The organism is Collinsella aerofaciens (assembly GCF_028206795.1).
Lineage (GTDB): Bacteria > Actinomycetota > Coriobacteriia > Coriobacteriales > Coriobacteriaceae > Collinsella > Collinsella aerofaciens_AX.
The window spans coordinates 65,432-79,545 of record NZ_JAQLFJ010000003.1; the positions used below are offsets into that span (position 1 = coordinate 65,432).

11 protein-coding genes are annotated in these 14,114 nt (G+C 61.9%); 2 read left to right on the forward strand and 9 right to left on the reverse strand.

Going from position 1 to position 14,114, the window contains the following annotated elements; genetic code table 11:
- Positions 1-24 precede the first annotated feature (24 nt).
- Both clpB and PMX70_RS02635 read right to left on the reverse strand, forming a co-directional pair.
- The gene (gene clpB / locus PMX70_RS02630; RefSeq protein ID WP_138375308.1) at positions 25-2,652 is read right to left on the reverse strand and encodes an ATP-dependent chaperone ClpB; all 2,628 of its coding nucleotides are present in this window, start codon (positions 2,650-2,652) and stop codon (positions 25-27) included.
- A gap of 286 nt (positions 2,653-2,938) precedes the next feature.
- Positions 2,939-3,610, reverse strand: a complete 672-nt coding sequence (locus tag PMX70_RS02635) for a hypothetical protein (RefSeq protein ID WP_124785760.1) — start codon at positions 3,608-3,610, stop codon at positions 2,939-2,941.
- A 234-nt stretch (positions 3,611-3,844) separates the two neighbouring features.
- Between PMX70_RS02635 and PMX70_RS02640 the strand changes: the two genes are divergently transcribed.
- Complete coding sequence (locus tag PMX70_RS02640; RefSeq protein WP_117839960.1) at positions 3,845-4,513, forward strand: hypothetical protein; 669 nt, start codon at positions 3,845-3,847, stop codon at positions 4,511-4,513.
- 272 nt (positions 4,514-4,785) lie between these two features.
- On the opposite strand, the gene PMX70_RS02645 is transcribed toward PMX70_RS02640, so the two are convergent.
- From PMX70_RS02645 to dnaK, 5 genes are all read right to left on the reverse strand, one after another.
- The gene (locus PMX70_RS02645) at positions 4,786-7,086 is read right to left on the reverse strand and encodes a hydratase (RefSeq protein ID WP_271742791.1); all 2,301 of its coding nucleotides are present in this window, start codon (positions 7,084-7,086) and stop codon (positions 4,786-4,788) included.
- Between the two features lie 389 nt (positions 7,087-7,475).
- Positions 7,476-7,892, reverse strand: coding sequence for a heat shock protein transcriptional repressor HspR (locus PMX70_RS02650; RefSeq protein ID WP_117655932.1), 417 nt, complete (start codon positions 7,890-7,892; stop codon positions 7,476-7,478).
- Between the two features lie 72 nt (positions 7,893-7,964).
- Positions 7,965-8,930, reverse strand: a complete 966-nt coding sequence (locus PMX70_RS02655; protein WP_271742792.1) for a DnaJ C-terminal domain-containing protein — start codon at positions 8,928-8,930, stop codon at positions 7,965-7,967.
- Between the two features lie 107 nt (positions 8,931-9,037).
- Positions 9,038-9,880: a nucleotide exchange factor GrpE gene (locus PMX70_RS02660; protein ID WP_117583638.1), complete on the reverse strand. Its 843-nt coding sequence runs from the start codon at positions 9,878-9,880 to the stop codon at positions 9,038-9,040.
- A 2-nt stretch (positions 9,881-9,882) separates the two neighbouring features.
- Positions 9,883-11,775, reverse strand: a complete 1,893-nt coding sequence (gene dnaK / locus PMX70_RS02665) for a molecular chaperone DnaK (protein WP_117564548.1) — start codon at positions 11,773-11,775, stop codon at positions 9,883-9,885.
- A gap of 476 nt (positions 11,776-12,251) precedes the next feature.
- Here dnaK and PMX70_RS02670 point away from each other — a divergent pair, with 476 nt between their 5' ends.
- Positions 12,252-12,503, forward strand: coding sequence for an indolepyruvate ferredoxin oxidoreductase subunit alpha (locus PMX70_RS02670; RefSeq protein WP_158564522.1), 252 nt, complete (start codon positions 12,252-12,254; stop codon positions 12,501-12,503).
- A 203-nt stretch (positions 12,504-12,706) separates the two neighbouring features.
- Here the strand turns inward: PMX70_RS02670 and PMX70_RS02675 are convergent, their stop codons facing one another.
- Together PMX70_RS02675 and nadC are read right to left on the reverse strand one after the other, a co-directional pair.
- Positions 12,707-13,252, reverse strand: a complete 546-nt coding sequence (locus tag PMX70_RS02675; protein WP_271742793.1) for a transcription repressor NadR — start codon at positions 13,250-13,252, stop codon at positions 12,707-12,709.
- Positions 13,252-14,112 (reverse strand): carboxylating nicotinate-nucleotide diphosphorylase, encoded by an 861-nt coding sequence (gene nadC / locus PMX70_RS02680; protein WP_271742794.1) that lies wholly within the window; start codon positions 14,110-14,112, stop codon positions 13,252-13,254. Before nadC ends, PMX70_RS02675 begins: the two co-directional genes overlap by 1 nt.
- Positions 14,113-14,114: the final 2 nt, after the last annotated feature.

Genomic DNA, 14,114 nt, shown 5'->3' on the forward strand with positions numbered 1-14,114 from the left:
TGCGGTTAAAGCCGGCCCCATAATTTACTCTGCGTCGGGGACCTCGTAGGTGGCCGCCGGCGTGTTGTCGCACACGACGGTAAAGCCACCGTCCTTGTCGACATCGACCGTCACCTGATCGCCCTCGCGCACCGTGCCGTCGATGATAGCGGCGGCGATGGCATCCACGACCTCGCGCTGAACCAGACGCTTGAGCGGACGGGCGCCAAAGACCGGGTCCAGGCCGCCCACGGCGAGCATCTGCTTGGCCGCCGGGGTGATGGCAAGCGTCATGCGCTCCTTGGCCAGACGCGCGCGGACGTCGGCGAGCTGGATGTCGACGATCTTCTCGATCTGCGCCATACCGAGCGGATGGAACACCACGATATCGTCGATACGGTTGAGGAACTCGGGGCGGAAGGTCTGAGCCATGGCCGCGTCGACCTGATGGCGCATCTCCTCCTCGTCCTTGCCGGAAAGCTCGGCGATAGCCTTGGAGCCCACGTTAGACGTCATGATGATGATCGTGTTCTTGAAGGACACCTGACGACCCTGGCCATCGGTCAGACGGCCGTCGTCGAGCACCTGCAACAGCACGTTGAAGACATCAGGATGAGCCTTCTCCATCTCGTCGAGCAAGATTACGGAGTACGGGCGACGGCGCACGGCCTCGGTGAGCTGGCCGCCCTCGTCGTAGCCCACGTATCCCGGGGGCGCACCGATCAGACGCTGGACGCTGAACTTCTCCATGTATTCGGACATGTCGATACGCACGAGCGCGCGCTCGTCATCGAACAGGCACTCGGCCAGCGCCTTGGCGAGCTCGGTCTTGCCCACGCCGGTGGGACCCAGGAAGAAGAAGCTTCCGATGGGCTTGTCCGGATCGGAGAGGCCCGCACGGCTGCGGCGCACAGCTGCGGCGACGGCGGAGACGGCCTCGTCCTGGCCGATGACGCGCTTATGCAGCTCGCCCTCCAAGCCCTTGAGCTTGTCGAGTTCGCCCTGCATCATCTTGGACACGGGCACGCCGGTCCAGGCGCTCACGACCTCGGCGATCTCATCGGAGGTCACCTGTTCGTTGAGGCCCTCGCCGTCCTGCTGCTTTTGCGCCTCGAGCGCGGCCTCGGAATCCTGAATCTGCTGCTGCAGGCCCGGAATCACGGAGTAGCGCAGCTCGGACGCACGACCCAAATCGCCATTGCGCGTCGCGCGCTCCTCTTCGCTCTTGGCCTCGTCGAGCTGCCCCTTGAGCTCTTGCACGTGGTCGATGGCGTTCTTCTGGTTGAGCCAGCCGGCCTTTTGCACGTTAAGCTTTTCCTGGACCTCGGCAATCTCCTGGCGCAGGGCCTCCAGACGCTCCTTGGAGGCGTCATCGGTCTCTTTCATGAGCGCCTGTTCCTCGATCTGCAGCTGGGTGAGCTGACGCGTGGTGGCGTCGATCTCGACCGGCATGCTGTCGAGTTCCATGCGCAGGCGGCTTGCCGCCTCATCGACCAGATCGATGGCCTTGTCGGGCAGGAAGCGGTCGGCGATGTAGCGATCGGAGAGGTCGGCAGCTGCCACGAGCGCGCTATCGGTGATATGCACACCGTGGAAGATCTCGTACTTCTCCTTGAGGCCACGCAGAATCGAAATGGTGTCCTCGACGGTAGGCTCGCTCACCATAACGGTCTGGAAACGACGGGCGAGCGCCGCGTCCTTCTCGATGTACTTGCGGTATTCGTCGAGCGTGGTCGCGCCGATCGCGTGCAGGTCGCCACGGGCGAGCGCCGGCTTGAGGATGTTGCCGGCGTCCATGGAGCCCTCGGTGGCACCCGCGCCCACGATGGTGTGGAGCTCATCGATGAACAGGATGACCTTGCCCTCGGACTTCTGGACTTCCTTGAGTACGGCCTTCAAGCGGTCCTCGAACTCGCCGCGGTACTTGGCGCCGGCGACCAGCGCGCTCATGTCGAGCTCGATAAGGTCGCGGTCGCGCAGGGTGCTCGGCACGTCGCCGGCCACGATACGCTGGGCGATGCCCTCGACGATGGCCGTCTTGCCGACGCCCGGCTCACCGATGAGCACGGGGTTGTTCTTGGTGCGACGGGACAGGACCTGGATGGTGCGGCGAATCTCATCGGTACGGCCGATGACCGGGTCGAGCTTGCCGGCGCGGGCCAGATCGCAGATGTTGCGACCGTACTGCTCCAGTGCCTCAAACTGAGTCTTGTCCTCGGCAGACGTCACGCGGTCATCGCCACGCAGCTCCTCGTAGACTTGCTCGATGCGCTCCTTGGTGACGCCGGCGTCGCGCAGCACGCGGCCCGCCTCGCCCTTGTCCTCGGCAAGCGCCATCAGCAGATGCTCAGTCACCACAAAGCTGTCGCCCATCTTGGTGGCCTTCTTCTCGGCCTTTTCGATGACGCGGACGAGCTCGTTGGACAGGCCCATCTGCTGGCCCTCGCCCGAAACCTTGGGCGCGTGGTCGATGGCATCCTGTGTGGAGCGTGCGAGCTGAGCCGGGTCGGCACCGATGCGCTCGATGATCACGGAGATATTGCGCTCGCCGGCACCGAGCAGGGCAGACAGCAGATGAATCGGCTCCACCGCGCCGGCCTGCGCGTCAGCGGCCGTGCTCATGGCGGTCTGCAGCGCCTCGCGCGACGTCATTGCTAGCTTATCGATTCTCATGGAATCACCTCTCTTGGGGCGGCCGCCCTACGGGGCGGCTTCACGTTGTTCGAGAAGTATTGTTGCCAGCTTTGCGCGATCTTATACACAAATCTAAGTCTCTATATATAAGATTTTCTGAGTGAATTACGGATAGGGTACTGAGATGTCAGCCCGCCGCTGCCCAGGCGCGCTACCGTCTCGATCTGTAACATCTAGCAGCCATTTTTGATCCTAGATGTTACAGATCGAGACAGACCGAAAACCACCACAAAGAGGACAGGCACCTTTGTGGTGGTCGCGGTCTCTACTCCTTCGCCGAACCCGTACTTCCCGATTCGACGGTCCAGGGCATCTCATCCTCGAACAGCCATGTACGGGCAGACCCACTATCGCGTGCAGTCTGCGGGTCAGGCAAGCAGGTCTGTTTATAGGCATCTTGGATACACTGACCCATAAAATCGTTGAGCTCGCTCTGGTCGCCCTCCATGACATAGGCGACATCGCCGTCCATGATGTAGATGCCCGGACCCTCATTGCCCTCGTAGCCCGGATCGTACGAGACATCACATAACTTTGCGCCGTTTGCAGTGTCCAGCTCGATGGACGAGTGGCATCCGCCAACCATGTCGTTCGCTTTTGCCCGATAGGACGCATATCCGTACCAACGCTTAAATGTTTTGCCCTTGAGTAGCTCGGACGCCCTATCGATCAGGCTTGTATCCGTGGTATAGCGCATGGCCCCAAGCTGAATACGCGGATAATTACTAATACCCAGCACAGCCGGCTGCTCATCAAAATCAACGGTAATGGTCTCGGGCTTGTCGTCGCCGGTCAGAAGTTCGACAGATTGAGTCACAGGCTTGACCACCGGCTCCGTCACCGCAGCAGGTAGAAATGCCATACCGACAGCGCCCGCGCCAACCACAGCGATCGCAAGCGCCAAGACAATCAATCCAATACGGGCAGAACGGCTCACGGCAAAACACCCCACAATGCAAACCTTCGCCACCTGCACTAATGATACCGCCAGCTAACACTATTACCAAAAGAAGCCGCGCGCTCCTCACCACCACAAAGGGGACAGGCACCTTTGTGGTGGTTTTCGACGCTAACGGTCGACCATCTCGCGCAATGAGATTAAACTTGAATTGCTCTCTGAACATATCCATTTCTGCCTATCCTCAACAGATCTTTGTCTCGAGGAGCGCATATGAAGCCGCCTCATTCCACCGGTCGCAACGTCATCGCCATTCTCGCCATACCCATCGTGATGCTCTTCCTTATCGTCATCACGCCCTTTTCCCTTGGTATCACCTCGCCCTTCGATTTATGCGGAATGGTCGACGCCAGCTCGCGTGCCACCTCGCTCTCCTTTATCTGTCGCGGCGTGTTTTACGAAGATGGAATTCCCACCGGAAGTTGGCAGTCAAAGTTGCCACTGCTCGGTCAGATCGACGGATGCTCCCCCTATTTCTGCCTTGGACCTCAGACGCTAAACTATCTAATCGACGACCAGCCACTCGACTTCATCACCCTCGCCTACGACTACGCACCAAACACCGATGAGCGCCACATGAACCAAGTCCTCGACAAGATGCTTGGACAGTGCGGGCTCACCGAGGAGGCCGGTCGAACCATCTATAGCAACCAGAAATTAAAGCGAACAGAACTCCGCCGTGTCGGAAAAATCAAAGGGCGAAACGGGGCCGCCTACTGGGATGCCTGGGCAACACGCGACAAGGGCGAATTCGGACACAGCACCTATATGGTCACTGTCTACACCAAAGACGGAATTAAGGACAATGTTGACGATTTCGCGTCATCCAAACTCGGCATCCCCAAAACAACCAAACCCGCCAGCCCAGATGAAATTCTGTAGAGCCGCCCATTAACATGCCGCTCAACGATCACAACAGCATCGAGCTCGTCCCCACCACCACAAAGGTGCCTGCCCCCTTTGTGGTGGTTTTCAACAAAAAGAAGCCGCCCCGATAACAGAGGCGGCATCAAGCAAGTCTATTTATTAGCGTCCCTCAAGACCCAACGAGAACGCAGAAATGTAGCCCGGGGCTTACCCTTTCCCGAACGCGGCCCTCGTGAAGCGCGTGAGCGGGCGGGAAAGGGTAAGCCCCGGGCGGACAATTAAGTGCGCTACTCGGCAGCGGCCTTGAACTTGTTGTAGTTGATCAGGCAGCCGGCCTTGACGATGGCACGCTCCTCTGCCGTCATATCGGCAATGTAGAGCTCAATCTGCTCGACCGCACCATCGGCGCGCACCACGTAGGCGGCGATGTCCTTCAGGTCGCCATCGAGCGCGGCACGGATACCCGGCACAAAGACGTAATCGCCCACCTCAAAGTTGGGCTCGGCCTCCATCTGGAAGGGCACCATGCCCCAGTTCATCACGTTGGAGCGATAGCGCTTGGTGGCGTACTCGTGGACGATGTTGGCCAGGCCGCCAATTACGCGCTGGCAGCTCGCGGCCTGCTCGCGGGCGCTGCCGTCGCCAGGCTTCTTGGCGTAAATCATGGAACCGAACTCGGTCGCCTTGGCATCGGCCGCGACACCCGCGCCGGCCAGCGCCTCAAACACACCGGCAAGCTCGGCATCGAACGCCGCCAGGTCGCCCGCGGACTCGCCGGCAACGCGACGCTTCTCCACAGCGTCGACCTCCTTGGAGCGACCCACGTAGGCCGGGTCGCGGCGGCTCAGCGTAAACTCAGCCAGGCCCAGCGGGTTGGAGCGGAAGGAGCTCGTCTCGCCCGAGGGAATGAGCTCGTCGGTCGTGGTGACCGGGTCCATGATCTTGGAGCAAACCTTGAGCAGGATGTCGTCGCCGAGCGGCTCCATCGCGGGCCACGGCTTGATGTTGGGGCCTTCGACCAGCTCGTCGGCAGGCTCCGCCTTGCCAAAGCCCCAGTACACGCGCTTCTTGTACGGCGCGTCGTCAAAGGTGTACTCGCAGGCCTCGTCCCAAGTGTCCTCGGGCAGGTCGGTCGCCGGCGTCAGGACGCCGCCGTTGGCAGCCGTTGCCGCAATGGAGCGGGCGTCCATCAGGGCCACGGCGCTCAGCTGGCCATTACCCGGCTTGGAACCCTCGCGGTTGGGGAAGTTGCGCGTGGTGTGACGGATCGAAAGGCCGTTGTTGGCGGGCGTGTCGCCGGCGCCGAAGCACGGGCCGCAGAATGCCGTGCGCACGATTGCGCCGGCCTCCATGAGGTCGTAGATGTAGCCGCGGCGTGTAAGTTCGAGCGCCACGGGCTGGCTCGTGGGATAGACCGACAGCGAGAACTCGCCGCAGCCGGTATTGGCGCCCTTGAGCACGCGGGCAGCCTGGACCACGGAGTCATAGTTGCCGCCCGAGCAGCCGGCGATAACGCCCTGCTGCACGTGCAGCTTGCCGTCGACGATCTTGCCGAGCAGGCTAAAGTGCGTCTTGCCCTCGCCGATCTTGGCGGCCTCGAGCTCCACCTCGTGCAGGATGTCCTCGAGGTTCTCGTTGAGCTCGTCGATCTCAAAGCCGTTGGAAGGATGGAACGGCAGTGCGATCATGGGCTTGATGCTCGACAGGTCGACCTCGACGCAACCGTCGTAGTAGGCGACATCGGCGGGCTTGAGCTCGCGGTAGTCGTCGCCGCGACCGTGCATGGTCAGGAATGCGTGCGTGTCCTCGTCGGTGGCCCAGATGCTCGACAGGCAGGTGGTCTCGGTGGTCATGACGTCGACGCCGTTGCGGTAATCGGTCGTCATGCTCGCGATGCCCGGGCCCACAAACTCCATGACCTTATTCTTGACGTAGCCCTTGGCAAAGACGGCACGGATGATGGCAAGTGCCACATCGTGCGGGCCAACGCCGGGGCGCGGGGCGCCCGTGAGGTAGATGGCGACTACGCCGGGATAGGCAACGTCGTAAGTGTCGCGCAGCAGTTGCTTTGCCAGCTCGCCGCCGCCCTCGCCCACGGCCATGGTGCCCAGGGCGCCGTAGCGGGTGTGCGAGTCGGAGCCCAGGATCATCTTGCCGCAGCCGGCGAAGTTCTCACGCATGAAGGAGTGGATGACGGCGATGTGCGGCGGGACGAAGATGCCGCCGTACTTCTTGGCAGCCGAGAGGCCAAAGACGTGATCGTCCTCGTTGATGGTGCCGCCCACGGCGCACAGCGAGTTGTGGCAGTTGGTGAGCACGTAAGGCAGCGGGAACTGCTCCATGCCCGAGGCGCGCGCCGTCTGGATGATGCCGACAAAGGTGATGTCGTGGCTCGCCATGGCATCGAAGCGAATCTTGAGCGCCTCGGGGTCACCGGACGTATTGTGTGCCTGAAGGATCGAATACGCGATGGTGCCGCGCTTGGCATCCTCGGGCGCCTGTGTAATGCCGCGCTCAGCGGCCTCGGCCGCAGGCACAACCTCACTGCCACCGCGCAGGTAGATGCCGTCCTCGTACAGCTTGACCATACTGTCTCCCACTCTGCCCGAAAGGCTCGGGCGCATAGCATACATTCGTTCAATATCGTGCCATAGAACGGTTGCGAGTAGGTTGCGAATCTACACGTTCACTTTATCTCGGTAAAGCATGGGACGGGCCCGATGTGGGCAGGCAGATTTGGTGCAAGAGTGTCCCTTTCGACTAGTCATTTAAGAACGTCCCCAATGACCACCGTATCCGGAGCAAGGCAACGCCGCAGGTAGAGGACGGACAGCGAGCGACGTCCAGAGCGAACAAGTTGGCATGAAAAAGGCAAGGCATAGACCTTCTGGTCATGCCTTGCCTTTTGAATGACAAATTGTCGCTCTGGACGTCGCGCAGCGTCGAGCCGTTACGCCGTTCGGCAGAACGGCGTAACCTAGAGATCCCCGCCGGCACCCAGCAGCTTGCGCATGACCTGTTCGGGGTTGACCGAGCCGTCGCGCGGGGCCAGGGCGGTGATCTTCTTCTGCATCTTGTACTCGTGCAGCTCGTCCTCGAGCTGGCGCACGCGGGCGCGGAGCTTTTCGTTCTCGCGGTCGCGCTCCTCGGCACGCTCCTTCATATCGAGGATGCGCACCACGCCGGCAAGGTTGATGCCCTCGTCGGTCAGTTGGTTGATGAGTTCCAGACGCTCGATATCGGCACGCGAATACAGGCGCGTGTTACCGCCCGAGCGCTGAGGATTCACCAGGCCCTTGGACTCGTAGACGCGCAGAGTCTGCGGGTGCATGCCGGTCAGCTCGGCCGCCACGCTGATCATGTACAGCGGTTTGTTCCTATTGTCCTCGGCCATGCTACCTGACCCCTTTCCGTCTCGTTATCGTCCATCATAAGCCCGCGGGCGTGGGCGTGCGCCGCGACCGCCCTAGTACGTCGCCTTGTAACGGTTGACCTTCTCGCGATAATCGCGCGTGTCGGCCTCGCGCAGCTTGGTCATGGCATCGCGCTCATCGTCGGACAGGCTCGTGGGGACCTGCACCTTGATCTCGACGAGCAGCGCGCCCGTACGACCACGGTGCTTAACGTCGGGCGCGCCCATCTCTTTAAAGCGGAACTTCTTGCCCGTCTGGGTGCCAGCGGGCACCTTCAGACGAACCGTCGCGCCGCCGGGCGTGGGCACATCCACCGTGCAGCCGAGCGCCGCCTCGTAGACCGAGACCGGCACCTCCATGGTCACATCGGCACCCTTGCGCTTAAACAGCGGATGCTCCTCCACATGCGTGGTCACGACCAGGTCGCCGCGCTCGCCTCCGGCAACGCCGTACTCGCCGCGGCGCTTGTAACGCAATTTGCCGCCGTCGACCGCGCCCGCGGGCACCGAGACCGTAATGGTCTGCTGCTCGCCTGTCGAGGGAATGCGATAGGTGACCTTGTGCGTCACGCCGCGAAACGCGTCCTCGGCAGTTACGTCGACAGTCAGCGACAGGTCGCCGCCCTTGCGCGCGCGGTTGCGGCCCGCGCCCGCACCGGCAGCGCCCGCGGCCCCGGCAAAGCCCGAGCCCCAATCGCTGCCCCAGGCGCCGTTGCCGCTAAAGATGCTGTCGAAGATGTCGCCCCAGCCGCTGGCGCCCGCGCCGGCACCGTAGCCGCCGCCATACGCGCCGCCTGCGCCCGGCATGCCGCCAAACATGAGCATCTGGTCGTACTCTTTGCGCTTCTTCTCGTCCGAAAGCGTCTCGTAGGCCTCGCTAATCTCCTTGAACTTGGCCTCGTCGCCGCCGGCATCGGGGTGATATTTTTGCGCGAGCTTGCGAAACGCGCTCTTGATCTCTTTGTCGGAGGCGCTCTTGGATACGCCCAGGATGTCATAGAAGGTTTTGCCTGCAGCCATCGTAGCTCCTCTCCTGTTTCATCCGCCGCCCAGCGGGCGGCGGCTCATGCTTTCATATGGCACTAGGCCAGAAAGGGCCCCGGGTGTTGCCCCGGGGCCCTTCTCAATTACTCCTCGGTGCTCTCAGCCGTATCGGCCGCAGCATCCTCGGGCGCCGCTTCGGGCTCCGGTGCGGGGCGCTTCTCGCCACCGTAGGTCACCGTCACCATCGCGGAGCGCAGGATGCGGTCCGCCATGCGGTAGCCCTTCTGGTACACGTCGTTGACGGTCTCGTCGTACTGCGATGCGTCCTCGACACGCCCCACGGCCTGGTGCTCGAGCGGATCGAACGCCTCGCCCTTGGGATCGATGGGCTCAACGCCCTCGTGCGCAAACACATCGAGCAGCTTGGCATGCACCGCGTCAACGCCATCGACGAACTGCTTAAAGTCGTCGGAAAGCTCCTGACTACGGGCATGGTCGATTGCACGCTCGATATCGTCAACCACCGGCAACAGCGCGGTGACGAGCTTCTCGGTCGCGCGCTCGCGCTCGGCGATACGCTCGCTAGCGGTGCGGCGACGGAAGTTCTCCCAGTCGGCCTGCAGACGGGCGGTACGCTCGGTGGCGTCCTTTGCCTTGTCCTCGGCGGCCTTCTGGGCCTCTGCCGCAGCATCGAGCTCGCTGCGCACGTCGGCAAGCTCCTTTTGGGCCTGCTCGAACTTGAGCTTAAAGTCGTTGTCGGCGGCTTCCTCACCGGCGCGGATAGCGGCTTCCACCATCTCGTCCTCGGTCATCGTCGCCTCCTTGTTGGAATCCTCTACCTGGTTCTCGGCAGCCTCGGCGGCCTCGGCCTCGTTGGCCTCGGTATCGTCGACGGCCTCTACGGGAATCTTCACGTCCTTCTCCTCAGAGTCAACGGGGGCGGCGCCAGCGGCGGCCGCCTCCGTGCGAGCTTTACGGGCGGACATGATTACTTGTCCTCGTCGTCCACAACCTCGTAGTCGGCGTCGACAACGTCATCGTCGGCAGGCTGGGCACCGGCGGCACCGTCGGTCTGCTGCTGAGCGTCGGCGTAGACAACCTGAGCCAGCTCGTAGGCCACGGACTGCAGGGACTCGCCAGCGGCCTTGATGGCCTCGACGTCAGAGCCCTCGAGCGCCTTCTTGGCGTCGGCGATAGCGGCCTCGGCCTTGGACTTCACGTCGGCGGAAACCTTGTCGCCCAGCTCGTTGAGGGTCTGCTCGGTGGAGTAGCACAGGCTGTCGGTCTGGTTGCGGACCTCGACCTCTTCCTTCTGCTTCTTGTCCTCCTCGGCATGAGCCTCGGCGTCCTTGACCATACGATCGACTTCGTCGTCGGACAGAGCGGTGGAGCCAGAAATGGTGATCTGCTGCTCCTTGCCGGTGCCCTTGTCCTTAGCGGAGACCTTGACGATGCCGTTGGCGTCGATGTCGAAGGTGACCTCGATCTGCGGCACGCCGCGGCGGGCAGCCGGGATGCCGGTCAGCTGGAACTTACCGAGCGACTTGTTGTCGCGGGCAAGCTCGCGCTCGCCCTGGAGCACGTTGATCTCGACGCTGGTCTGGTTGTCGGCAGCGGTGGAGTAAACCTCGGTCTTGGAGGTCGGGATCGTGGTGTTGCGGTCGATCATCTTGGTCATGATGCCGCCCATGGTCTCGACGCCCAGCGACAGCGGGGTAACGTCGAGCAGCAGGATGCCCTCGACGTCGCCGGTGAGCACGCCGCCCTGGACGGCAGCGCCGTCGGCAACGACCTCGTCGGGGTTCACGGACATGTTGGGCTGCTTGCCGGTCATGGTCTTGACCAGATCCTGGACGGCGGGCATACGGGTGGAGCCGCCGACGAGGATGACCTCGGTCAGATCGGAGAGCTTGAGCTTAGCGTCGCGCAGGGCGTTGGTGACAGGCTGCTTGCAGCGCTCGAGCAGGTCGCGGGTGATCTTCTCGAACTCGGCGCGGGTCAGCGTGTAGTTGAGGTGCAGCGGGCCAGACTGGTTCATGGTGATGAACGGCAGGTTGATGGTGGACTGCTGGGCGGCGGAGAGCTCCTTCTTGGCGTTCTCGGCGGCCTCCTTCAGACGCTGCAGGGCCATGGGGTCCTGACGCAGGTCGACACCGTTCTCCTGCTGGAACTTATCGGCCATCCAGTCGATGACGCGCTGATCCCAGTCGTCGCCGCCCAGGTGGTTGTCGCCCGAGGTGGACAGAACCTCAAACACGCCGTCAGCGAGGTCAAGGATGGAGACGTCGAAGGTGCCGCCGCCCAGGTCGAAGACCAGGATGCGCTGGTCGGTACCCTGCTTGTCCAGGCCATAGGCAAGAGCAGCAGCGGTCGGCTCGTTGACGATACGCTTGACGTTGAGGCCGGCGATCTTACCGGCGTCCTTGGTGGCCTGACGCTGGGCGTCGTTGAAGTAGGCCGGGACGGTGATGACGGCGTCGGTGACGGTCTCGCCCAGATACTTCTCGGCGTCGGCCTTCATCTTTGCGAGCGTCATGGCGCTCACCTGCTCGGCGGTGTAATCCTTGCCCTCGATATCGACGACGGCACGGCCACCCTGGCCCTCCTTGACCTCATACGGCACGGTCTTGATCTCGGAGGTGCACTCGGAGTACTTGCGGCCCATGAAGCGCTTGATGGAGAACACGGTGTTCTTGGGGTTGGTGACAGCCTGGTTCTTAGCGGCCTTACCCACGACACGGTCGCCGTCGGCACGGAAGCCCACGACGGACGGGGTGGTGCGGTCGCCCTCGGCGTTCACGATAATGGTCGGAGAACCGCCCTCGAGAACGGCCATTGCGGAGTTAGTAGTACCAAGGTCGATACCAAGAATCTTACTCATTAGAAATTCCCTCTCTCTTTTGCGTTCGCGCCGCCTCGACGGTCTGTCGCGCGGCGCTTCGGCTTGTCTTTCAGGATGTAGTGTATCCCCTTATGGGCCGGAATATACAAAATCTAAGTCAATTCATATAAGATTTCTTATCTCTGAGAGTTTAGGTTCTCAAATGCGCAGGTAGATGCACTGTTTGAGTTCTCGGCAGATCTATTGAGATCTATGTAGAGATGGCTGAGGTGCGTGCCTGAAGCCGTGCAGGGAGCCTTGGAGCGACCCGGGGGAAGCGCGACCCAATCTGAGCGTAAATTCTGGGACGTAGCTTCCGCAAGCACGCTCAATCGCCCTATATTTCAAGTCACCTGTAGCTAACATTTGCGCAGCTCAACGGCCTCACCTGCATGTTTTTTAGTAAGCCGTGGCATACTCGGCGAACGGTATGAAGATGCCGGTCAGAGGGTATTGCAAACGGTCGCTCCCGTGGTATGTTTTTGCCCGAATCAAACCGGCGCGCATCGCCTGTAGCGTCGGTCAACAGAGAGGAAACTACCATGGCTCATCCCGTAATTGATGCCGACGAGTGCATCGCTTGTGGCGTTTGCGTCGACTCCTGCCCCGCTGGCGTTCTGGAGCTCCAGGACGTCGCTACCGTCGCTGACGAGGATTCCTGCGTCGCCTGTGGCGCTTGCCAGGACGCTTGCCCCGCCGGCGCGATCACCGAGATCGTCGAGGAGTAACAGCTCCCCCACCTGCACACTCAAAAGTACACCGTGCACAAAAAGGAGGCCTCCGCATCGCCGCGGAGGCCTCCTTTTGTTTGTATAGGCAGCTAATTGGGGACAGGGCTACCTTGGCAGTTGCGGTGGAATAGTTCCCGATTCATTGCTTAGGTGCCGATTTTAGGAACTATTTCACCGCAACTTATAAAGACAGTATCGGGCTAGGACAAATCATCCTCGTAGGGCATTAAATCGGCAAGGTAGCCCTTCTCCCTGAGCATGGCCTCGATCTCGTCGAGAGTTTGCTCGTCATCTGCCGCAATGCGATGGAAGTGATAGCCACTCGTCACCGTTAATAGCGGAAAGCTCTTGCCACTCTCGATATCGTGTAGGTAGCGCTCGACATCGCGACGATTGCGGATGTCCAGGTCGGCTGTGATCTTACCGTACACGCGGTGGTTGACGATCACGTTGAGCACGGCGCCGCCCGCGTCGACGATGCTCGTGAGCTCATCGCCCGCCTGCTCCACGCCGTGGCGTACCTTGACCAGACGCGTGGGCACAGCCGGGCTGCTCGCTGCCTCCTGTAGCACATAGCCGCGATTGGTGGCGACAATATCGTGCCCGTCGGCGCGCAGCAGGGCGATGTCCTGCACCACAACCTGACGGCTCACGCCCACCTCGCGGGCAAGCGCACTGCCCGAGACAGGATCTTTGGCTTCCTCGAGCACGGCCATGATGGAACGGCGACGCTCGCGGGCGTCCATTATTTACCGTCCAGTAGACGCAGGTGCTTAAGCGAGAGGTCGAGGATCGGCGCAGAGTGCGTCAGAGCGCCCGAACTAATATAGTCAACACCCAGGCCGGCCAGGGCGCGAATGTTGTCGGCGTCTACGTTGCCCGAGCACTCGGTCTTGGCACGACCGGCGATAAGCTCAATCGCAGTAGCCATGTCGTCGTGGGTCATGTTGTCGAACATGATGATGTCGGCGCCGGCCTCCACGGCCTCGCGCACCATGTCCAGGTTCTCGCACTCGATCTCGACCGTCGTGGTAAACGATGCGTGGGCGCGCGCCATCTCAATCGCGCGTGCCACGCCACCGGCGGCGTCGATGTGGTTGTCCTTGAGCATGACAGCCGTCGACAGGTTATAGCGGTGGTTGCTGCCACCGCCGATCTCGACTGCGGCCTTCTCGAAGACACGCATGCCCGGCGTGGTCTTGCGCGTGTCGACAAGCACGGTCTTGGTGCCCTCGAGCGCAGTCACCATCCGATGCGTGTAAGTAGCGATGCCGCTCATGCGCTGCAGGTAGTTGAGCGCCACGCGCTCGCCCGAAAGCAGCACGCGCGCGTCGCCGCGCACCTGGCCCACGTGGTCGCCAGCGTGCACCTCGTCGCCATCCGAGACATCGAACAACACGGAGCTCTGCGGATCCAGCAGCTCAAAGGTGCGGACGAATACGTCCAGGCCGGCGATAATGCCATCGGCCTTGGCGATGAGCTCAACGGTAGCGGGGCGCGCCGTGGGACACACGCTCGCCGTACTCACGTCCTCAAACGTGATGTCCTCGCGCAGAGCCTGCAAAATCAGATCATCGACGACGAGCTTCATGGTAATGGGATTCATGG